19 protein-coding genes are annotated in these 20,888 nt (G+C 62.3%); 5 read left to right on the forward strand and 14 right to left on the reverse strand.

Annotated features, from left to right (window positions below):
• Positions 1-36: 36 nt before the first annotated feature.
• From M729_RS0131990 to M729_RS01000000136315, 12 genes are all read right to left on the reverse strand, one after another.
• Complete coding sequence (locus tag M729_RS0131990; protein WP_013533169.1) at positions 37-1,017, reverse strand: helix-turn-helix domain-containing protein; 981 nt, start codon at positions 1,015-1,017, stop codon at positions 37-39.
• Between the two features lie 184 nt (positions 1,018-1,201).
• Positions 1,202-2,131 (reverse strand): LysR substrate-binding domain-containing protein, encoded by a 930-nt coding sequence (locus M729_RS01000000136305; protein ID WP_024502393.1) that lies wholly within the window; start codon positions 2,129-2,131, stop codon positions 1,202-1,204.
• 58 nt (positions 2,132-2,189) lie between these two features.
• Positions 2,190-3,104 (reverse strand): SMP-30/gluconolactonase/LRE family protein, encoded by a 915-nt coding sequence (locus M729_RS0132000; protein ID WP_027164001.1) that lies wholly within the window; start codon positions 3,102-3,104, stop codon positions 2,190-2,192.
• 12 nt (positions 3,105-3,116) lie between these two features.
• Positions 3,117-4,619, reverse strand: a complete 1,503-nt coding sequence (locus M729_RS0132005; RefSeq protein ID WP_027164002.1) for an aldehyde dehydrogenase family protein — start codon at positions 4,617-4,619, stop codon at positions 3,117-3,119.
• A gap of 25 nt (positions 4,620-4,644) precedes the next feature.
• Positions 4,645-6,105 (reverse strand): aldehyde dehydrogenase, encoded by a 1,461-nt coding sequence (locus M729_RS0132010; protein WP_027164003.1) that lies wholly within the window; start codon positions 6,103-6,105, stop codon positions 4,645-4,647.
• A gap of 35 nt (positions 6,106-6,140) precedes the next feature.
• Positions 6,141-6,518: a carboxymuconolactone decarboxylase family protein gene (locus tag M729_RS0132015; protein WP_027164004.1), complete on the reverse strand. Its 378-nt coding sequence runs from the start codon at positions 6,516-6,518 to the stop codon at positions 6,141-6,143.
• 29 nt (positions 6,519-6,547) lie between these two features.
• Positions 6,548-6,955 carry a hypothetical protein gene (locus M729_RS0132020; RefSeq protein WP_024502389.1) on the reverse strand — a complete coding sequence of 136 codons (408 nt, stop codon included), beginning with the start codon at positions 6,953-6,955 and terminating at the stop codon, positions 6,548-6,550.
• Position 6,956: 1 nt separating this feature from the next.
• The gene (locus M729_RS0132025) at positions 6,957-8,630 is read right to left on the reverse strand and encodes a GMC family oxidoreductase (RefSeq protein ID WP_050596392.1); all 1,674 of its coding nucleotides are present in this window, start codon (positions 8,628-8,630) and stop codon (positions 6,957-6,959) included.
• Between the two features lie 36 nt (positions 8,631-8,666).
• A complete protein-coding gene (locus M729_RS0132030; RefSeq protein WP_050596393.1) occupies positions 8,667-9,635 on the reverse strand; it encodes an ABC transporter permease in 969 nt (322 codons plus the stop codon).
• A gap of 2 nt (positions 9,636-9,637) precedes the next feature.
• On the reverse strand, positions 9,638-10,588 hold the full coding sequence (locus M729_RS0132035) for an ABC transporter permease (RefSeq protein ID WP_027164006.1): 951 nt from the start codon (positions 10,586-10,588) through the stop codon (positions 9,638-9,640).
• Entirely contained in the window at positions 10,585-12,126 is a 1,542-nt protein-coding gene (locus tag M729_RS01000000136310; RefSeq protein ID WP_050596394.1) for a sugar ABC transporter ATP-binding protein, read from the reverse strand. The genes M729_RS0132035 and M729_RS01000000136310 overlap by 4 nt, the downstream gene beginning before the upstream one ends.
• Positions 12,127-12,200: 74 nt before the next feature.
• A complete protein-coding gene (locus tag M729_RS01000000136315; RefSeq protein ID WP_024502385.1) occupies positions 12,201-13,412 on the reverse strand; it encodes a substrate-binding domain-containing protein in 1,212 nt (403 codons plus the stop codon).
• 314 nt (positions 13,413-13,726) lie between these two features.
• Between M729_RS01000000136315 and M729_RS0132050 the strand changes: the two genes are divergently transcribed.
• From M729_RS0132050 to M729_RS0132070, 5 genes are all read left to right on the forward strand, one after another.
• The gene (locus tag M729_RS0132050) at positions 13,727-14,491 is read left to right on the forward strand and encodes a hypothetical protein (protein WP_024502384.1); all 765 of its coding nucleotides are present in this window, start codon (positions 13,727-13,729) and stop codon (positions 14,489-14,491) included.
• Between the two features lie 3 nt (positions 14,492-14,494).
• The gene (locus tag M729_RS0132055; RefSeq protein ID WP_024502383.1) at positions 14,495-15,463 is read left to right on the forward strand and encodes an electron transfer flavoprotein subunit alpha/FixB family protein; all 969 of its coding nucleotides are present in this window, start codon (positions 14,495-14,497) and stop codon (positions 15,461-15,463) included.
• Position 15,464: 1 nt separating this feature from the next.
• Positions 15,465-17,420, forward strand: a complete 1,956-nt coding sequence (locus tag M729_RS01000000136320; RefSeq protein WP_050596395.1) for a (Fe-S)-binding protein — start codon at positions 15,465-15,467, stop codon at positions 17,418-17,420.
• 72 nt (positions 17,421-17,492) lie between these two features.
• On the forward strand, positions 17,493-18,416 hold the full coding sequence (locus M729_RS01000000136325; RefSeq protein WP_032809733.1) for an NAD(P)-dependent oxidoreductase: 924 nt from the start codon (positions 17,493-17,495) through the stop codon (positions 18,414-18,416).
• 2 nt (positions 18,417-18,418) lie between these two features.
• Positions 18,419-19,213, forward strand: a complete 795-nt coding sequence (locus tag M729_RS0132070; protein WP_027164007.1) for an N-acyl homoserine lactonase family protein — start codon at positions 18,419-18,421, stop codon at positions 19,211-19,213.
• Between the two features lie 305 nt (positions 19,214-19,518).
• Here M729_RS0132070 and M729_RS0132075 read toward each other — a convergent pair whose 3' ends face one another.
• The gene (locus tag M729_RS0132075) at positions 19,519-20,121 is read right to left on the reverse strand and encodes a general stress protein (protein WP_024502379.1); all 603 of its coding nucleotides are present in this window, start codon (positions 20,119-20,121) and stop codon (positions 19,519-19,521) included.
• Between the two features lie 20 nt (positions 20,122-20,141).
• A complete protein-coding gene (locus M729_RS0132080; protein ID WP_027164008.1) occupies positions 20,142-20,885 on the reverse strand; it encodes a DUF4142 domain-containing protein in 744 nt (247 codons plus the stop codon).
• Between the last annotated feature and the right edge of the window lie 3 nt (positions 20,886-20,888).

The following is a 20,888-nucleotide window of genomic DNA, read 5'->3' on the forward strand; positions in this document are numbered from 1 at the left end:
GCATGAATGGTGGAATTGGCCCGGATTTCGTCGGGACTAGTGGCGCTCTCGCGAGGCCGAAGAGCCGCCCGCCCGGTTCGCTGCTTCGCGACGGGTATCCGTCGGTGCGCAGCCGAACCGCGTCCGGTAGTGCTTGCAGAACTGGGACTGGTCGGCGAAGCCCCAGCGGTAAGCGATCTCGGCTACGCTGCTGATGTTGGTCACCGACATCAGCTCCTCGGCGCAAAGTTCAAGCCGGGCGTCGCGGATGAAGCCGTTGATCGACTGATTGCTGTCCTGAAAAAGGACCTGCAGGTAACGCAGGGAGATGCCGCAGGCATCAGCCACCGCCTGCGGGCCGAGGTCGGAATTCTTCAGGTTGTCGCGAATATACTGCTCGGCACGATGCAAATGGCCGGCCCGGATCGACGAGATGCTGCTGTCCAGCACGCGATCGTCGCTCACGATCGACAGGCACAGCATTTCCAGGATGTGCCTGCCCATCATCTCACGAGCGACTTCAGTAATCTCATCGAGATGGCCGATCGTGGTTCGCACCGTGTCGAGGAAGAGCGCGGCGATGCCTTGGGTCGCGTCGAAACTGAGCGCACTGAGCCGTTCGGCGGATCCGATCCGTGCCCGAACGCTCGATGATGGTACCTTGAGGACCCACAGCGCGTTTGGCTTGCCGTGCCAGAATTCGTAAGGCGCATCTCCCCGCTCGACGAGAAAGCCCCCCGGCCTGCAATTGACGGTTCTCGACCCTTGCGAGAAATTCACCTCCGACATCTCCGGGATCGTGATGAGCAGGCTGGCGTCACGCTCGTTGAGGAAGTGGCGGCGGTGGCGACGATAGCTTACGGCATCGCAGCGCATTTTAGACACGCTGACGAGCCCAAGCGAGAAGGTTTCCAGCGTGCCTGAAAATTCGCGACGGTTCCGATACTCGGTGTCGAGCGGAAAATAGGCTTCGGTAACAGCGGCTTGCCAGGCATCACCGCCTGCGGGACCGCCGATCGTATCGACGACGTATTTCATTCCCCGACCTTTCTGGTTGACCCGGTTGTCCCGGTGTTGTTCCGAAGATTACAGGAATTCACCGGCGCGTATTGGTCAAAAACGAATAAACTTATGTGGTCGGCTAGCCCAGACCGGAGCTCGCGACCAGCCTTGGGCGTGCAAACCGCCAGCCGACTTGGAGCCATGCAGTCTTTTCGCATACTCATTCAGGATAAGTTGTCGGCTTCCAGATGTGGGTGGAAATGATGTCCCGCAGTTCCGTGCGCACCGCACGGAAGAGTGGGCGAAAGTTCGAGGACATCGGTCGCTGCGACGAGGTCGCGAGGATCAGCTGTCGGGTAATCGGCGGGTCGAATGGCCAGACCTGGATGCGGCCAGCCTCAACAAGGAGATGGACGGAGGCATAGGGCAGAACCGTATATCCTGTGCCCTCCTCGACCAGAAGCAAGGTTGAAGGCATTGCCTCCAGTTCCATCTCGACACGCGGATAGATGCCATGCTCCGCCAAGGTGTTGTCGATAAGTCGCCGCAGCCCGTGTGGGCGGCTGGGCAGGATCATCGGCAGCTCGGCGAAAATGTTGAGGCCGACCGGCCCGCGCGGCAGCACGCGCTCGGACAACACCGGTCCGATCAGAAACAGCTCGTCATCGGCCAGCGGTTCGGTCAGCACGGAAGGATGGTTCGGCGAATTGTAGAGCACTGCGGCATCGATGCGACCAGCAATCAGCCATTCCAGGATATGGCCGCTGAAGCCTTCGATCACTTGCAGCGCGACATTGGGAAACTCGTTCTTGATCTTCTTGACCAGCGGCACCGTCAGCACGGTGCCGACCGAAGGCGGCACGGCCAGCACCAACCTCCCCTTCGGCGAGGATTTGAGGTTTGAGACCGCATTCTGCGCCAGCCGCATCCGCTCGACGATCTCGTCGGCGTGGGCCTTCAAGAGCACGCCCGCCTCGGTCAGCACAACACCGCGGCCGTTGCGATAGAACAATTCGACGCCGAGCTCCTCCTCAAGTCCGCGAACATGACGCGTGACCATCGGCTGGGTAACGTTGAGGTCGAGCGCGGCTTTCGAGAAGCTGCCGGCCGCACCGACGGCGATGAATACCTGTAGCTGCTTCGTGTCCAACTCTCACCCCAACCGTCCGCTGCTGCAGAGCCTCCAGGCTGACCCGGTGGCGTCCGTGTCACATGCCGAACGGGTACTTCTGGCCTCGGACATTCAAGAACACGGCATAGACAGACGTTGTCGCCGTGATGAACAGCCGATTGTTGCGCGGCCCACCAAAGGCCAGGTTCGCAACCATTTCCGGCACCTGAATTTTCCCGATGAGCTCACCTTCGGGCGTATGGCACTGTACGCCATCCCATGCGCTGATCCAGAGATTGCCCGTAACATCAAGGCGAAAACCATCCGGAATGCCAGGCGATATATCGGCGAAGATGCGGGAATTTACCAATCTGTCACCGTCAACGTCAAATTGCCTGACATGATGCGGGGCGCTGCGGTCGGTGAGGAAGCCGGAGTCCGAAATATAAAGACGCTTCTCGTCAAGCGAGAAGGCGAGCCCGTTCGGCATGGAGAAATCATCGGCAACGACGGTGATTGCTCCCGAGCCGGGATCGATCCTGTAGACGCGGCAGCCCGGTTGCTCCTGCAGACCCTTGCGCCCGACATAGTCTGAAATGATCCCGTAGTTGGGGTCGGTGAACCAGACGCTGCCGTCGGATTTGACGACCACATCGTTCGGCGAATTCAACGGCTTGCCATCGAAGGAATCAGCCAGCACGGTGATCGCACCATCCCATTCGGTGCGCACAACGCGGCGCTCCCCCTGCATGCAGGTGACCAGCCTGCCGTTGCGGTCGCGTGTATTGCCGTTCGGGTTGGAGACATGGCCGCGGAAAAGCGAAACCGCCCCTGTCTCCTCGTCCCAGCGCAGCATCCTGTCGTTGGGGATATCGCTCCAGATCAGGGAGCGAAGATCGGCGAAATAGACCGGCCCCTCCGCCCAGCGATTTCCCGTATGGATGGTTTCGAGGAATGCGACCGGATCGATCAGGTCCCCAAACCGCGCGTCGATCATTTCGTAGCAGGACATCGACCGCCTCGCCTATGGCAGCCGGATCGCGACGGTCTTGGTCTCGGTGTAGAGCTGGAGCGCCTGCTCGCCAAGTTCGCGCCCCCAGCCCGACTGCTTGAAACCGCCGAACGGCATGGTGACGTCATTGACGTTGTGGCAGTTCACCCAGACCGTGCCGGATTTGATCATCGCGGCCAGCCGATGCGCGGCGCCCAGATTGTTGGTCCAGATCGATGCGGCAAGGCCATATTCCGTGTCGTTGGCGTCCTTGGCGAGTTTGTCCAGATCCTCGTCGTCGAAGGGCATCGCGCAGGCCACCGGCCCGAATATCTCTTCGCGGATCACCGACATGTCCGGCCGCGTCCGGGAAATGACCGTCGGCTTGACGAAATAGCCGGTGTCACCGGCCCGTGTGCCGCCGGTGACGATCTCGGCGCCGTCACTCCTGCCTTCCGAAATCAGTCGGGTGATGCGTTCCATCTGCTGCTGAGAGACGACGGGGCCGAGCTCGGTCGCAGGATCGAGCCCTGCGCCGAGCTTCAGCTTTTCGGCACGCGCCGCGATCCCGGACATGACCTTGTCGTAGATCTTCTTGTGAACGAAGAAACGCGTTCCAGCGCCGCAGCTCTGGCCGGCATTGAAAAATGCCGCGCTCGAGGCGCCCGCCACCGCCATATCGATATCGGCATCGCCCAGCACGATGGTTGGCGCTTTGCCGCCCAGTTCCAGGCTGACCTTCTTGAGATTGCCGGTCGCGGCGCGGGCGATCAACCGGCCGACTTCGGTCGAACCGGTGAAAGCCACCTTGTCGATATCGGGATGGGCCGCCATCGCCGCGCCAACCGTTTCGCCAAAGCCGGTCAGGACGTTGACCACGCCTTCCGGAAAGCCGGCGTCCTGAACCAGCTTGCCGAAATAGAGCGCGCCGAGCGGCGTCTGCTCGGCCGGCTTGAGCACGATGGTGCAGCCGGCCGCCAGCGCCGGCGCCACCTTCCAGGCGAGCATGCTGAGCGGGAAGTTCCATGGGATGATCTGGCCAACGACGCCGACCGGCTCGCGGCGGGTGTAGGCATGCCAGTCACCCGGTGCGTTGACGGTCATCGTCTCGCCATTGATCTTGGTGGCCCACCCCGCATAGTAGCGGAACGTCTCGGCCGTGAACGGCACCTCGCCGTTACGGGAATCGCCGATCGGCTTGCCGCTTTCATAGGAATTGAGCGTTGCCAGCATACCGACATTGGCATCGATCAGATCGGCGAGTTTCCAGATCAGCCTGGCGCGCTCGGCCGGGACCATTTTCGACCATGGACCGTCGATCGCCGTCCGAGCGGCCTTGACCGCCAGATCGACATCGGCGCCGTCACCGGACGGCACCTGCGCAATGACCCGGCCATTCGAGGGGTCGATGACGTCGAGCGCCTGTCCGGAGGCCGCCGGCAGCCATGCGCTGCCGATCAGCATCGCATGCTTGCCACCAACGAACGCCGCCACTTTGGGATCGAGTGGTGGCACGGCATCGAAACGTATGTTCATGATTTCCTCCGAACGGTCTCTTCAATCAGCGCTGGACGAACGGCGCGGGAATGGAATTCCCGGCATCGATCCAGATGCTTTTTTCCTGAAGATATTCGTAGATGGCGGTCTGGCCGTTCTCGCGGCCAATGCCCGACTGCTTGTAGCCGCCGAACGGGGAGAGAGGACTGGTGGCGCGATACATGTTGACCCAGACCATGCCAGCCTCGAGCCGTTCCGGTAGGCGCATGGCGCGCCCCAGATCCTGCGTCCACATCCCGGCCGCAAGCCCGTAGATGGTGTCGTTGGCGATGGCCACCGCCTCGTCCTCGTCATCGAAGGGAATGATCGACAGCACCGGTCCGAAGACCTCTTCCTGGGCGATGCGCATGGACGACTTCACGTTGCCGAAGATCGTCGGCTCCACGAACCAGCCGTCGGCGATCGATGTGTCCTCGGGTATCTTGCCGCCGAGCAATTGCGCAGCGCCCTCACCGTTGGCGATACCGATGTAGTCGAGCACTTTGGCGCGCTGCGGCAGGGTGGTGATCGGACCGACCTGGGTCTCGGGGTCGAGCGGATCTCCGATCTTCGCGGTCCTGGCGAAGGCGACCAGCTTCTCCGTCACCTGGTCGTAGACCGAGCGCTGCACGAGTGCGCGCGAGCCGGCGATGCAGGTCTGGCCGGTTGCGGCGAAGATGCCGGAAACGAGACCGGGTATGGCGGCTTCCATCTTGGCGTCAGCAAAGACGATGTTGGCGGATTTGCCGCCGAGCTCGAGCGTGACCTTCTTGAGCCCGCCGGCGGCAGCCTGATAGACGCGGCGGCCGGTTGCATCACCACCGGTGAATGCCACTTTCGCTACATCTGGATGCGTGACGAGGCGGTCACCGATTTCATGGCCGAAGCCGGTGACGATGTTGACGACGCCCTTGGGAAAGCCCGCTTTCTCGAAAAGCCGGCCGAAGAACAACGCCGAGACCGACGAGAATTCCGACGGTTTCCAGACGATCGTGTTGCCGGCCGCGAGCGCTGGAGCAAGCTTCCACGTCGCCAGCATCAGGGGCGAGTTCCACGGTGTGATTGCGGCCACAACCCCGAGCGGCTCGCGGCGCGTGTAGTTGAACACGCCGGGCTTATCGATCGGGATGACACGGCCCTCGATCTTGTCGGCAAGGCCGCCAAAGAAGCGGAACCATTGCGGAATGTATTTGCACTGCATCCGCATTTCATTGATCAGCTTGCCGTTGTCGCGGGTTTCGAGAACGGCCAGGTTTTCGGCCTCCTCCGCCACGAGATCGGCAAAGCGCGTCATGATCTGCCCACGTGCGCTTGGGGTCATCGTGCGCCACTCGCCGCGAAAGGCGGCCGCGGCTGCCTGAACGGCCGCATCGACATCGGCTACGCCAGCGCGCGGAACGAGCGCCCAGGCCTTGCCTGTGAAGGGATCGAAGGATTCGAAAAAATCCCCCGACTGCGCGGCGGCCGGGCGGCCGCCGATCAGCATCGAGAGCTTTTCCGTGGCGAGCGGCGGACGGGTCGTCATGCTCCGACTTCCTGCATGGCTTCGCGAGCGAGCCGGAAGGCATCGACGCCGGCCGGCACGCCGGCATAGATCGCGACCTGCAGAAGGACTTCGCGGATCTCGTCCTTGGTCACGCCGTTGGTCAGCGCGCCCTTCACATGTATCTTCAGCTCGTGCGGACGATTGAGCGCGGAAAGCATGGCGAGGTTCAGCATGCTGCGCGTCTTCTTGTCGAGCGTGTCGCGGCCCCAAACGGCGCCCCAGCAATATTCCGTCACGAGTTCCTGCATCGGGCGATTGAAATCGTCGGCGCTGGCGAAGGATTTCTCGACGAACTCGGCGCCCAGAACCGATTTGCGGATTTCAAAACCCTTATCGAATACGTCCTTGCCCATTGGATGGTCCTTTCCAGTTGCTTGGGAGATCAAAGGCCGGGAGTCGGCCGGTACTTGCGGCCGCGCGCGATCACGTGGCCGAGCGAGCCGTTGGTCAGGTAGATCTGCGTCGCCTTGGAATCGTAGGGGACGTTCTCCTGGCCGGGGTAGCCGATCAGCTCGCGCACGCGCGGGCTCATATAGTAGGTGGCTATGGCAATCGTTGTGGTCGCCGAGAAGGCTTCGCCGTCCTCCTTGTTGAGGCTTTCTAGGCGAGCTTCAGCGCCGGTGCCCGGATCGACTGCGATGCCGCGCGCAAAGCCCGGCTTCAGATCAACACGAAAATCCAGCGACTTCTCGACATCGGCGTAGCCGCAGACGTCGCTGAACTTCGGCATCTTGCCATGCGCGGGGATCAGGAAGTCTGCGAGCGCAAGGAACGTTCTCTCGTTCGACATGTCAGGCCACCTTCTGGTTGCGGCGCTCGCCGATCATGCGGCGTGTATTGCGCAGCGCGACGGCCATGATGGTCGCTGTCGGATTGGTGGCGCCCGAGGTCGGGAAGGTCGAGGCGTCCATGACGTAGAGGTTCGGCACATCGTGGCAGGCGCCCCATTGATCGACGACCGACCGCTTTGGATCGTCGCCCATAACGGTGGTGCCGATGAGATGCCAACCCGATTCACGCACCGGCGTCGAAACCAGCGTCTCGATGGCACCGGCGGCGCGCACCGATTCCAGGCAGCGGTCAATGTTGAACTTGAGCAGCCGGTTGGAATTCTCGTTGACCTTGTAGACGATCTGCGGCGCTGGCAGGCCATCGGAATCCACCAGATCCTTCGACAGCACCACCTGGTTGCTCTCCTCCGGAAGATCTTCGCCGACGATGCCCCAGATCAGCGAGTGGCCGAAGCGGCGGGCCACATTTTCATGCAGGTTGGCCCCCCAGAAATCCTGGAACCGGCCGCTTTCGGCGACATAGACTTTGGACCCGGTCGCGCCGGACACGCCGACCGGTCCGCCTGACGGCATGCAATTCCATTTCGATCCGCGTACAAAGCCGCGGCTTTCATCGGTCTCGTAGAACTCCAGCGAATAGACCTGCTGGCCGAAGGGACCGCGCCAGGAATCGAGCGGGTCCTCATAGGATGCGAGTACGCTTGCGAAGGGATGCATCATCAGCCGCTTGCCGACCAGGCCGGAGGAATTGGCGAGACCGTCTGGAGTTCTGGACCCTCCCGACATCAGCAGCAGTCGGGGCGTGCCGACGCCATTGGCGCACAGGATGACCACCTTGGCGCGCTGGCGCCGGTCGCGCCCGTTCGCGTCGACATAGACGACACCGGTCGCCAGCCCCTGCTCGTTCGTCTCGATTTCTTTCACGCGGGCACGGGTGACGAGCCGCGCGCCGGCCTTCAGTGCCAGCGGCCAATGCGACCGGTCGGTCGTGGATTTCGCGCCCTCCGGACAGCCGGTCAGACAGGTTCCACGGCGTACGCACGGATTGAGTTCGCCGAACTTCTCCGACGGGATGGCATTGCTACCCGGCCACCAGTGCCAGCCCATCTTCTCCATACCCAGCGCACCGCGCTGACCGACGGAGCCCATCGGTAGCGCCGGAAAGGGATAGGCCCCACGCGGCGGATAGGCCGGATCGCCAGCGAGACCGGAGACGCCCACCTCGCGTTCGATCTCGAGCTGGTAGGGCAGCAGGTCTTCATAGGTAAACGGCCAGTCCTCGGCCACGCCATCCATCGACCGCACGCGGAAGTCGGACGGCAGGAAATGCATCCACTGCGCGCCGTAGAGGGTCGCGCTGCCACCGACGCCGGCAAACATCAGCGGGTTGATATCCGTCGTCGACGTGTCGACGGGATAGTCGTTGGGATTGTCGCGGACGTTGGGATTGGGATGCCAGAGCTTGGTGCTGACAAGCTCGTGTTCCGGACGCGCGCCGGTATAGTCGGCATAGTCCGGCCATTCGCCCTGCTCGAGCACGACGACGGAAATGCCGGCGCGCGCCAGATGAAGTGCGGCGACCGAGCCGGATGGGCCGGCCCCGACGATCACGACATCCACTTCCTCGTCGCGCCTTGCCCGTGCACCGCGATCCGCCAGAACTTCAACGGTCATTCTCTTCCTCCCTTTGGGTCCAACGGCAGCATCTGGTCAGGCGAGCCGCGTCCGGTAAAACGCCGCCGCGCCGATGATGATGACACCCTTGATGATGAGCTGCATCTCGATCGGAAATCCGAGCAGCAGCACGAGATTGTTGATCACCACCAGAACGGCCACGCCAAGCAGCGCCGCAAAGATGTTGCCGCGCCCACCGGTAAGCGCGACCCCGCCCATCACGGCGGCAACGATGGAGTCCAGTTCGTAGCCTTGGCCGACCCAGTTCGAAACGGTGCCGACATAACCGAGCAGGAACAGTCCGCCTATTCCCGCGCAGACCGAGCAGATGACGTAGCAGAGGATGACCACGCGATCGGGCGCGACGCCGTTGAGGAACGCCGCCTTCGGATTGCTTCCGACCATGAATATCTCACGGCCGAGGCGTGACCGGTGCAGCACGATGCCGAACGCGATCGCCAGAAATGCTAGGGTGATCAGATTGACGGGAACGCCAAAAATCCGTCCGGAGGCCAGAAAGCCCATGCCCGGCGGCAAGGTGCTGATCGGCGCCCCGCCAGTATAGGCGAAACGGATGCCCTGCAGGATGATCATCATCGCCAGCGTTGCCAGAAACGGGCTGACATTGCGCTTGGCGACGAGCCAGCCATTCACCAGACCCACCGCGGCCGACAGGGCGATCGCGGCGATGAAGATCATCGGAATCGCCTCATTGGTCGTGGCTTTGAAAGCAGTCGCCAGCACGGCCACTGTCGCCATCAGCGAGGCCACGGACAGGTCCAATCCGCGCACCAGGATGACAAAGGTCTGGCCGACCACGACCATGCCAAGCGGTGCCGCGATCGTCAGCACATTGACCAGGTTGGCCGGCCGCAGAAAGGTCGGTGAAGCGAGAGCCGCAACGATCATCAGCACGGCCAGGAAGATCATCAGTCCGTAGCGCTCGAAGACTGACGCCATGGACATGCCTTGCGATCGCGGCATCGGGGTATCGAGAGGCGCCATCACTATCTCCGCCTTGTGGTGTGGATGCCGACCGCGATGATGATGATGAGACCCTGGATGACCCACTGGTAGTAGGACGAGACATTGACGAAGTTCAGCAGGCTGTTGAGCATGGTGACGAGCAGCACGCCGAGGAAAGTACCGAGCACGCCGCCTCTGCCGCCGGCCAGAATAGTGCCTCCGACCACGACTGGCGTGACCGACTGCAGCGTCAGCGCGGCGCCGATGCGCGGGTCGCCAACGCCGGTGCGGGCGGTCAGGAAAATCGCCGCTACGCCGGCGCACAGGCCCGACAGCGCGTAGGCAAGCACCACGATACGATCGACCGGCAACCCATTCAGCCGCGCCGCTTCCCGATCGCCGCCGACGAAGTAGATGCTGCGGCCCGTACGCGTGCGCTGCAGCCAAAGCCCGGCGAGCGCGAAAATCGCCACGAGCACGATGGCGCTGAATGGAATACCGCCGACCTTTGCATAGGCAATATCCGCGAAGGCGCGCGGTACGGAGCCGCCGGGCTCCTTGCGGTACATCAGCGTTGCGCCGAAGATGATCGAGGACATGCCGAGCGTGACGATCAGGGGATGGACGCGCAACACGACCGTCAGCAATCCGTTGAGCGCGCCGGCAGCGGTCGCGGCGAGCAATGCCAGCGGCAGTGCAAGCCAGACCAGATCCGGACGCCATTCGAGGAAGTTTGCCAGAAAGACGGTGAGCGCACCGACCAGCGAGCCGATCGCCAGATCGATGCCGCCCATCAGCACGACGAACGTCTGACCCAGGCTGACCATGCCCAGCACGATGAGCTGCTGGAACAGATTGCCGATGTTGCGCCAGGTCAGGAACCGATCGGACAACAAGCCGCCGGCGACGGCAAGCAGTACCAGCAGCACTGCCACGATCAGATAGGAAAGCAACAGCCGGTTGCGGCGAAGATCCACCGTGATCGCGCTCATCCGACCGGCTCCGCTCGCTGATCCGTTTCCGCCTCGCGGTGCCCGACAGATCGCACGGCGAGATCCATGATCGCCTCCTCGCCGAGTGCATCGCCTTTGATTTCGCCGACGACGTGGCCTTGCGCCATGACGAAGACCCTGTCGGAGAGACCGACGATTTCGGGCAGCTCTGAACTGATCATCAGCACACCGACGCCAGAATCCGCCAGGCGGCGCACGATACGGTAAATCTCCACCTTGGCCCCGATATCAACCCCGCGCGTCGGTTCGTCGAGGATAAGCAGCCTGCTGGCGATCCGCGACCAGCGGCTGAACAGCACCTTCTGCTGGTTTCCCCCAGAGAGATTGCCGATCTTCACGTCAGGCGACGGCGTCGCGACCGAAAAATCCTGGATCTGCTGCATCGCCACAGCACGTTCCTGCTTCCTGTCGATCAGGCCATGTTTCGTTATGCCGTCGAGGTCGGGCGCCACTATGTTGGCGGAAATCGGCAGACCGAGAAACAGGCCGTCGTCCTTGCGGCTCTCGGTTAGAAAACCGAGCCCATGCCCTATCGAACCCTTCGGAAGCATTGTCTCGAATGGCTTGCCATCAAATTCGATCACCCCGCTCTCGACGGCGCGCGTGCCGAAGATAGCCTCGGCAACCTCCGTGCGCCCCGAACCGACCATGCCGGCCACGGCGACGATTTCGCCAACCTTGACGTTGAGGCTGACGTCGCGGACGCGCGGACCGGCCTTGAGATTGCGAACTGTGAGCACATCCGGGCCGCCCGCCGGTGCCGTACGCCGCGGCGGATAGATCTGGCTGAGCCGGCGACCAACCATTCGAGTGATCATCTCTTCACGCGTGAGCGCGCTTACCGGGCTGGTGCCGACGAGCTGGCCGTCCTTGAGTATGGTCACCGTGTCGGCGATTTCGAATATCTCCTCAAGCCTGTGGGAGACGTAGACGATGCCGACGCCTTCGTTGCGCAGCCTGCGCATGTTCTCGAACAAAAGATCGACCTCGCGGCCAGCGATGACCGCTGTCGGCTCGTCCAGGATGAGAAGCCGCACCCTGCCGACCAGGGCTTTCGCGATCTCGACCATTTGCTGATCGGCAAGCGGCAATTCGTCAATCCTGGCGTGGGTTGGAATATCCACGCCGAGTTGTGCGAGGATTTCAGCGGCGCGGACGTGGCGGGCGCGGTTCGAAATGAGACCAAACCTGCCGCGGGGCTGCGTATCGACCAGAATGTTCTCGGCGACCGAAAGTTCGGGAAAAAGCGCAAGCTCTTGATGGATCACGTGGATGCCGGCAGCGCGTGCTTCCTTCGGCGACTGCCAGGAAACCGGCTTGCCGAGATAGGTCATGGTCCCGGAATTCGGTTTGGTCACGCCGCCCATAACGCGGATCAGCGTCGACTTGCCTGCGCCATTCTCGCCGAGAAGGGCGTGAATTTCGCCTGGCTGCACGGCGAAATCGACCTTGTCCAGGGGTTTGACTCCAGGATAATCCTTCTCGACCTGGCTGAGCTCAATAACAGACGCTGACATATCCGGTGCTCGAACTGTTCAATGCACGTCCGGTGCGCGTCCAGGATGGGCGCGCACCGGCTCGCTTGGGAAGCTTACTTCGGATAGTCGGGATTGAATGTACTCGGATTATAGCCGGCGGGCAGCCCGTTGCTTGGCGACAGATCACCCGGATCGCTCATGCTGACATGGTCGAGCAGATGCCTGTCGCCCTTGACCGAGATCGTATCCGCACCCGGCGACGTGACGACCTGGAAGCTCACCTCGACCTTGTCCGGGACCGAGATGCCCTTGAGCACGTCGAGCGCGGTCTCGATGCCGGTGATGCCCATCGACGTCGGATAGTCGATGCCGACCATCTTGATGTTGTGCTGGTTGGCCAGCTGATACATCCGGGCAACGTCGCCGCCGGTCATCGGTGGAAATTCGCCGTCCTTGTAGCCGGCGTCAAGAAACGCTTCGATCGCGCCGTAGCCCTGAAGCGCACTGTCGGCCAGGACGCCGTTGATGGCCTTGCCGTGCTTCTGGATCAGCGCTGCCATCACCGACTTGCCGGTTGCCGGGTTCCAATCGCAATACTGCTTCTCCAGCACCTTGATGTCGGGAAATTTCGAGAACACTTCCTCGTTCGCCTTGATGCGGATTTCCGCGACGCTCGACCCGGCGATGCCGGGCAGCATCACGATGTTGCCCTTGCCGCCCAGTGTCTCGCACAACCACTGCGCCTCGAGACGGCCCAATGCCCAGTCGGATGCCGTGACGTAGCTGATGTAGTTGGCCGGCGTCTTCACCTTGCGATCGACCATGACAACGGGGATGCCTTGTTCGGTTGCGCGTCCGACGACGGAATCGAGCGCGTCCTCGGTCGAGGCCGCAATGAGCAAAATGTCGACGCCCTGGCTGATCAGATCCTGGATATCCGCGATCTGCTTGGAGGGGTCGTCGTTGGCGTCGGTGACGAGAAGATGGGCGATCTCGTCGCGATGCTGGCCGGCGGACCAGAGGACGCCATGCTGGAAGGCGACGCGCCAAGCATTGGAAATCGAAGCATTGGAGAACCCGATCGTATACGGACCCGCCTTCTTCCATTTTGAGGTGTCGACCATGGTGTTGGCATTAGGGTTCCACATCCAGGTGCGCGGCGCGCCATAGTAGCCGGGCCTCGTTTCCGGCTCTGAAGCGACGGCTGCGCTGGTCTGGGCGAGCTGGATGGCCGGTGCGGCGGCCATGGCTGCCGCCACGGCCGGCATGCCGCGGATGAAGCTCTTACGCGAGATCTTGTGGTCTAGTATGCTCTTTATTGACATTGGTTCCTCCTCCTGAACGCTCGACAGAACGCCTAAAATTCTCCTCAGATATCGCGCACACGAGACAGTATAAACAAACAATAGATGTTTTTATCCCGGGCAAATCGCACGACTATTTTCCTGACAACCTCCAATTCAGAAAAATTCGACTGAAAGCGATTTGACGCAAATTAGCAGTCGATTACCCACGATCGTCAATCTGCCGTCTTGTAATAGCTGCTATTACCTTTTTCGCCATTGGGGGCGGCAAGGAATACGACTTATCTAGCAGCCGGTGCCGGGCGCTTGAGGTGCGTTCCGTCGGAGGAGAGGCCGTGAATATTCTTGTTGTCTTGCGCATGATCCCGGATTCCGCGGGCGAGCTGCAGCTCGCCGAGGACGGCCGCAGCATCGATCGGGAATGGCTGGATTTTCAGCTCAACGATTTCGACGATCATGCCCTCGAGGAAGCAATCCTGCTCAAGGAAGCCGGCGGCGCGAAGGTAACGGCGGTGGCCGTTGGCGAAGGCGCCAACCGTGTCCTGCAGATGGCTGCCGCACGCGGCGCCGACGAAGTCGTCGCGCTTCAGGCCGAGGAGGACGCCATGATCTCCTCACGTGAGATCGCGGCTTCCATCGCGGCGATGGCGCGGGCAAAGTGGGCCGACCTGGTTCTGTGCGGCGTTCAATCGAGCGAGGATGTCTTCGGCCAGCTCGCGCCCTATGTCGGCGCGCTGCTCGACTGGCCGCATGTGTCGGGAACCAACCGTATCGTTGCGAACGGCGCCGTGCTTCGGGTCACGCAAGAGCGCGGCGCCGGTGTCGCCGTCACCTATGAGTTGGCCACGCCGGCGGTGCTGGGCGTTCAGACAGCGTCGAAGGCGCCACGCTATGTCTCCGGCAGCAAGCTTCGCGAAGCATCCAAGACGCCCATCGGCCGCGCCGCGCCCGAATCCTCAGGCTTCGAGCGTTCCGCCGAGATCATCACATTACACCTGCCAGTCCAGGGCGGCTCCGGCGAGAATCTCGGCGGCGATGCCGAGACAGTCGCGGATCGGCTGGTCAGCATCCTGGCAGCCAAGGGCCTGGCGAGGAACTAAGCCATGAAATTGATTGCCTGTACCGAAGGCCACTCCAGCAAGATCGAAGCCTTCTCCCTCGAAATGATCGCCGCGGCGCGCTCGCTCGCCCAGGCCGGCGACGAGGTCGTCGCCTTTTTCGCCGGCGGTGAAGCGGAAGCCGCATCCTCCCTCTTCGGCGCCGCCGATCGCCTGATAGTGGCCCGCGCCACAAAATCGGATGTTATTCCCGCAGAGACATATGCGGTGCTTTTGCGCGATGTCGTCACCGCCGAGAGCCCCGGCCTGGTCCTGGTACCCTATTCGGCAAACGGGCTGGACGTGGCAGCCGACATCGCAGCGCGAACCGGCTGGCCGCTCATCTCCTATGTCAATGAAATCAAGCGGCACGGTGAAAGCCTGACGGTTGTCGCGCAGATGTATGGCGGCAAGATACTCGCCGACTGCGAAGTGCAACTGCCCGCCATTCTGATGATCAACCCAGGGGCCTTCGCGGAGGCAGCGCCAGGCCCGATCGCCGCCGCGAGCGTGCAGACGATCGATGCCGAACCCACGCTCGCCAGCGGCAAGGTGAGAATGGTGGCCATCGACGTGCCGGATTATGCCGACGTCGATCTGACGACAGCCGAGAGGATCGTGTGCGTGGGCCGCGGCATCGGCGACGAGGCAAGCATCGACCTTGCGCGCAATCTGGCGACGATGCTGGGGGCGGAGATCGCCGGCAGCCGTCCTGTCGTCGACAATGGCTGGCTGCCGAAGCTGCGCCAAGTGGGCAAATCCGGCCAGAAGGTGAAGCCGAAGCTTTATCTGGCGCTCGGAGTGTCCGGTGCGCCCGAACATCTCGAGGGCATGTCGCAGGCCGACCTCATCATTGCCGTCAACACTGATCCGAAGGCGCCTATCTTCAATGTCGCGCATTACGGTGCGACCTGTGACCTGTTCGATCTCGTCGCCAATCTGAGCGACAGGCTGCGGGCCGGCTCTGGCCGTTGAGATGGCATCGACCCTGCCACTCTGGATCCTGGTCATCACAGCACTCGCGTTGACGGCCTGGCGCTCGCGCCGTTACGCGTTTGCTCTTGCCAATGCACCGGCAGCGGCTCGCTTCGACCGCCCGATGCTGCGTCTCCAGGGCGTGATGGTCGCCATCGGCATGCACCGGAAAATGCTCCGCAAGCCGCTTTCCGGCGTGCTTCACGCTATCATCTTTATTTCGTTCTTCGTGCTGTTCACCGCCACGATCGATGCCTTCGGCTCGCGGCTGTTTCCCGGGTTCTCACTTGCGCCCATCGGTGGCGAAACCTGGATTGCCGCTCTGCAGGATGTCTTTTCGGTGCTGATGCTGGTCGGCGTCGGACTTGCACTCTATCAGCGTTACGTGCTGCGGCCTGCCCGCTTCGACGGCTCGAGCGGCAGTGATGCGGCAATCATCTATGTGTTGATCGTCCTGATCGTGGCGTCCCTGTTGCTTGAGGCGGCGGCACGCATTGCCGGTGGCGCAGACGGCTCGTGGCGGCCGGTCGCATCGGCGCTGGCTGGCTTGCTCGATCGTGCCGGCATACCGGCACATCAGGGCGAAGAGCTGTTCTACTGGGCTCATGTCGGCGCCATTCTGGCGTTCCTTGTCTATATCCCCGGTTCGAAACACCGGCACATGTTTCTTGCCGCGCCCAACATCTACTTCCGCAGCCTCGAACCGCGCGGCCTGGCGCCCGCGGTCCCGGAAGCGCGCGAGGCTCCGGGCATCGACAGCCTGGGACAGTTCGACTGGAAACAGCAGCTCGACCTTCTGTCCTGCACCGAATGCGGCCGTTGCCAGGCGGTCTGTCCGGCCTATGCGGCCGGTCTGCCGCTCAGCCCGAAGTTGCTGATCACCGACATGCGCGACGCGCTTGCCGTGGGATCTTCGGCGGCCCCGCTGGTCGGCGGCGTGATTTCCGAGGAGACGCTGTGGGCTTGCACCACCTGCCGCGCCTGCATGGAGGCATGCCCGGTCGAGATCGAGCATCTACCCAAGATCATCGACATGCGCCGTCATCTGGTCGACGAAGGCCGTGTCGGCCCCGGTCTGCAGGAGGCGTTGTCGAACCTGACCCGTCTCGGCAATTCCATGGGCAAGCCTTCCAAGATGCGGGCCCGCTGGACCAGGGAGCTCGGCTTTCCGGTCAAGGACGCGCGCGAGGAACCCGTCGACGTGCTGTGGTTCGTCGGGGACTACGCCTCCTACGATCCGCGCGTTCAGGAAATCACCCGCAAGGTTGCCGAACTGCTGACCGCAGCCGGTGTCGACTTCGGCATTCTCTTCGATGCCGAGCGCAACAGCGGCAATGATGTGCGGCGTGCCGGCGAAGAAGGTCTGTTCGAGACGCTCGCTCAGTCCAACATCGATGAGATCAAGGCGTGCAGCTTCAACCGGATCATGACCACCGATCCGCATAGCCTGAATGCGCTGAAGAACGACTATCAGCATTTCGGCGCGACGTTCGAGGTGCTGCACTATACGGCGCTGCTGGCGGAACTCATCGCGGCGGGAAAACTCGACCTGCATGTCGCCGACGGCGCCAGGGTCACCTATCACGATCCCTGCTATCTTGGACGCTACAATGGCGGCTTCGACGCGCCGCGCGAGCTGATCCGCGCTGCCGGCTACACGCTTCATGACATGCCGCGCTGCCGCGAGAACTCCTTTTGTTGCGGCGCCGGCGGCGGCCGCATCTGGCAAGGCGACGACGGCGTGACCGAGCGGCCGAGCGAGAATCGTATCCGTGAAGCGCTGGGCCTGGGCGACGTCGCGTACTTCGTCGTCGCCTGCCCAAAGGACAAGATGATGTACACCGCCGCGATCGATGCGCTCGGCGTCGCCGACAGATTGAAGGCCGTGGACATAGCGGAACTTCTCGTGCCGCGTACAAGCCAGGCGCTCGAAATGCCCCCCGTGGAAACGAGCTGACGGAATGCGATCCAGGAGATCGAGACCAAACGCCATGCATGGGCATCGGCCCTGAAAGAGGAGAGAGCGATCATGTCGACCCTGAAAATCGGCTTTGTTGGCATCGGAAAAATGGGCACGCCGATGGCGACCCGTCTCATCAAGGCTGGTTACGAAGTGACTGTCTACGACGTCGACAGCAAAGCCGTGGCGGAATTGACCAGTGCGGGCGCGAAAGCCGCCGCCGGTGCGAGCGATGTTGCCGATGTTGCGGAGATCGTCTTTGCCAGCCTGCCCAGCCCGCTGATCCTGGAAAAGGTCGTGCTCGGCGAAGGCGGCATCGCCGAGGGCAAGGCGGTTCGCATCTTCGTCGACATCTCGACGACGGGTCCGCGAATGGCCGCCAAGGTTGCCGAAGGCCTTTCAGCAAGGAACGTCGCCATGATCGACGCGCCCGTCAGTGGAGGATTGAAGGGCGCGCGCAACGGCACGCTCGCCGTCATGGTCTCGGGGCCGAAGCCTGCGTTCGAAACGGCAAGGCCGGTGATCGAGAATTTCGGCCGGATATTCTTCATGGGCGAGGTTCAGGGCTCCGCCCAGACCATGAAGCTTGCCAACAACCTGCTTGCGGCGGCAGCACTTGCGATCTCTTCCGAAGCGGTCGTAATGGGCGTCAAGGCAGGCCTCGATCCCAAGGTGATGATCGACGTCATCAATGCCTCGAGCGGCCGCAACAGCGCCACCGAGGACAAGTTCCCAAAATCCGTCCTGCCGCGCACCTTCGATTTCGGTTTCGCCACAGGCCTGTCCTTCAAGGATGTCCGGCTGTGCGTGGATGAGGCGGAGGCAATGGGCGTGCCGATGGTGGTGGGCAGTGCCGTGCGCCAGTTGCTGAGCGTAACGAACCAGCTCTACGGGCCGGACTCCGATTTCACCTGTATGGTCAAAACGGTTGAGACATGGGCGCATGTGGAGGTCGGCTCAGCCCAGACCCCAGACGTCGCCAAAGCGAGCTGATCATGGGTCAATTCGAACGCTATGAAATCCATGCCGTTCGCTACGGCCATTTCGAGCGCCGCTCGGGCGAGAATTTCCTCGGCGGCGATACGCATGACGTTCCCATGCCGCTGGACTACTTCGTCTGGGCGATCGTCGGGCAGAAGCGCACCTTCATCGTCGACACCGGCTTCGACAAGCCGACCGGCGACAAACGCGGACGCAGTGTCGTCAGACCCGTCGACGACGGCTTGGCGGCAATCGGCATCAACCATGTGGATGTCAGCGACGTCATCATCTCCCACATGCATTACGACCATTGCGGGAACCATCATCTGTTTCCGAACGCGACCTTCCACCTGCAGGATGCGGAGATGGAGTTCGCGACCGGCCGCTGCATGTGCCACCATGCCATGCGCCATCCCTTCGAGGCCGAAGACGTCACCACCATGGTGCGGCGCGTCTTTGCCGGAAAAGTTTGCTTCCACGACCCGGAGTCGCAGATCGCGCCAGGCATCACGCTCCACAGGGTTGGCGGCCACTCGCGCGGATTGCAGGTGGTGCGGGTGGAAACCGAGAACGGCGCGGTCGTGATCGCGTCCGATGCAGCCCATTTTTACGCCAATATGGAACGCCAGACGCCGTTTCCCGTCTTCGATCGGCTAAGCGATGTCATCTTCGGCGTGGAGCGAATGCAACAACTCGCCAGTTCCCCGGCTCACATAGTGCCAGGTCATGACCCGCTGGTTCTCAAGCGCTTCGCGCGCACCCGCCAGGACGTCGAGGACATCGTAAGTCTTGCCCATCCTTTGCTCTGAGCCTGTGGCTTCGAGAGATGTGCGATCTGGCGACTTGAAAAGGAGGCCTTGCTAGCGGGCCGCCGCGCTACGAGAGCTCGTCGCGGAGAATTACTTTTACATTCAAGATCTTAAAGCAAAAAATGCACGCTCACGAGCCTCATTGGCCGTAACGGTCCTTTGAGCGGGCAGTATGCCGATGGCCCGTCACGCCAAGCTGCCAGCCGGCAAACCGTCTTGAGAGGCTAGGAAAATTGCGGGTATGTTCCCAACCGTAACACTTCGTGAAACCTCGTCGTTCGGTACGTGCGACCACACCTCCTCGTTCAAGGCCGATTGATCGTCCGAGCGCTGTCGCGATCGGTCTCGTCAGGGATATATTCGCCGGCATTGGCATCGAAGCCGGTCCAGCCGCCAGCCTCGTAAGCCCTGCGGCGTTCGGCAAGATCGACCGATCTGGATTGCCCCAGAATTTCCTCGGCATTTGCAATGAGTTCATCGTCCACCCTGGCCGTGACCAACGTGCCGCCGCGGCGTACGCCCTCCGCATACACGTGGGCATCGTTCTCGGGCACGCCGGACTCCGTCAGAGCGCCGACAATGCCTCCGACCGCACCGCCTGCCACCGCCCCGGCAACGACACCTGTCGCGGTGGCGGCGAGCCAACCCGCCGCGACCACAGGTCCGACGCCCGGGATGGCCATGACCCCCAGCCCTGTCAGCAATCCGCCGGCACCGCCGATCACGGCTCCAATCCCCGCGCCAGCCCCGGCATCCTCGGCAGCCTCCGAACGGTCGCCCTCGTACCAGTCATCCGAGTTGTTGGCGACGATGCTGATGTTCGCATGCGGGACGCCCGTGGCTTCCAGTTCGCGGACCGCGTCGGCCGCGTCGTCATAATTGTCGAACAGTCCAGTTACCGTTTTCATTGATTTCTCCTGATCCGTGCTCACTTGCTGGCGGCAACGACGTTGCCCTGATAGTCCAGGCCGACGGTGAGGCCTTCGCCTGCCTTGGTGGCATGGCCCCGCCAGATGCCCTGGTCGTCCTTGGTAAGCTTCGACACGTTGGTATAGCCTGCACCCTCGATGCGGCTCTTGGCCTGGGCTTCGGTGAAGCTGTTTGCGCCGGGAACGAGAGCGGCGGCATTGGGGGTATTGTCGGTCTTCACCGCCGGTGTTGTCGCTCCCGTGATGGCGTCCTGCCCGGCTGCGATCTTTTCGATCATCTGCTGGTGCGTCTTCAGCGTATCGACCGTTTGCTGGGCGAATGTCTTGAGCCCGTCGTTGTCGCCGCCGCTGGCATAGGTTTCAAACAGCTTGACGGCGTCGGCATGCGCCTTGCGCTGCATGTCGACATAGGCTGGATCGATCGGTGCCTGCGCATTCTTGAGCTTGTCGAGATCGCCCTGGTGCTGGGCATCAAGCGCCGACGGCACTTTCAATTTTTGTTCGCCGGCCACCGTTGCCAGCTTGGCATTGGCCGCGCCGTGATCGCGGATCATCATCTGGGCGAAGTCCTTGATGCTCTGGTCCTGAATCTTGCCCAAGGCAATCTGGCTCGAGTCGACTTCGAACTTGCCGCCGATGGCAGCCTTGTCGACGAAGGCCTGGGCGCTGTCGGCAGCAAAAGCAGGCACGGCGAGAAGAATGGAAGCAGCGGCGAGCGATGCGAAAAATTGTCGTGTTTTCATCGG

The sequence above is a fragment of the Mesorhizobium sp. WSM1293 genome (assembly GCF_000513875.1).
GTDB classification, from domain to species: Bacteria; Pseudomonadota; Alphaproteobacteria; order Rhizobiales; family Rhizobiaceae; genus Mesorhizobium; species Mesorhizobium ciceri.

What these genes read in the sequence shown, in the direction of transcription:
- M729_RS01000000136310 (WP_050596394.1), bottom strand. Translation starts at nt 12,126, where the DNA reads ATGTCAGCGTCTGTTATTGAGCTCAGCCAGGTCGAGAAGGATTATCCT.
- M729_RS01000000136315 (WP_024502385.1), bottom strand. Translation starts at nt 13,412, where the DNA reads ATGTCAATAAAGAGCATACTAGACCACAAGATCTCGCGTAAGAGCTTC.
- M729_RS0132010 (WP_027164003.1), bottom strand. Translation starts at nt 6,105, where the DNA reads ATGCTGATCGGCGGCCGCCCGGCCGCCGCGCAGTCGGGGGATTTTTTC.
- M729_RS0132025 (WP_050596392.1), bottom strand. Translation starts at nt 8,630, where the DNA reads ATGACCGTTGAAGTTCTGGCGGATCGCGGTGCACGGGCAAGGCGCGAC.
- M729_RS0132000 (WP_027164001.1), bottom strand. Translation starts at nt 3,104, where the DNA reads ATGTCCTGCTACGAAATGATCGACGCGCGGTTTGGGGACCTGATCGAT.
- M729_RS0131990 (WP_013533169.1), bottom strand. Translation starts at nt 1,017, where the DNA reads ATGAAATACGTCGTCGATACGATCGGCGGTCCCGCAGGCGGTGATGCC.
- M729_RS0132030 (WP_050596393.1), bottom strand. Translation starts at nt 9,635, where the DNA reads ATGGCGCCTCTCGATACCCCGATGCCGCGATCGCAAGGCATGTCCATG.
- M729_RS0132005 (WP_027164002.1), bottom strand. Translation starts at nt 4,619, where the DNA reads ATGAACATACGTTTCGATGCCGTGCCACCACTCGATCCCAAAGTGGCG.
- M729_RS0132070 (WP_027164007.1), top strand. Translation starts at nt 18,419, where the DNA reads ATGGGTCAATTCGAACGCTATGAAATCCATGCCGTTCGCTACGGCCAT.
- M729_RS0132080 (WP_027164008.1), bottom strand. Translation starts at nt 20,885, where the DNA reads ATGAAAACACGACAATTTTTCGCATCGCTCGCCGCTGCTTCCATTCTT.
- M729_RS0132035 (WP_027164006.1), bottom strand. Translation starts at nt 10,588, where the DNA reads ATGAGCGCGATCACGGTGGATCTTCGCCGCAACCGGCTGTTGCTTTCC.
- M729_RS0132055 (WP_024502383.1), top strand. Translation starts at nt 14,495, where the DNA reads ATGAAATTGATTGCCTGTACCGAAGGCCACTCCAGCAAGATCGAAGCC.
- M729_RS01000000136325 (WP_032809733.1), top strand. Translation starts at nt 17,493, where the DNA reads ATGTCGACCCTGAAAATCGGCTTTGTTGGCATCGGAAAAATGGGCACG.
- M729_RS0132015 (WP_027164004.1), bottom strand. Translation starts at nt 6,518, where the DNA reads ATGGGCAAGGACGTATTCGATAAGGGTTTTGAAATCCGCAAATCGGTT.
- M729_RS01000000136320 (WP_050596395.1), top strand. Translation starts at nt 15,465, where the DNA reads ATGGCATCGACCCTGCCACTCTGGATCCTGGTCATCACAGCACTCGCG.
- M729_RS0132020 (WP_024502389.1), bottom strand. Translation starts at nt 6,955, where the DNA reads ATGTCGAACGAGAGAACGTTCCTTGCGCTCGCAGACTTCCTGATCCCC.
- M729_RS0132075 (WP_024502379.1), bottom strand. Translation starts at nt 20,121, where the DNA reads ATGAAAACGGTAACTGGACTGTTCGACAATTATGACGACGCGGCCGAC.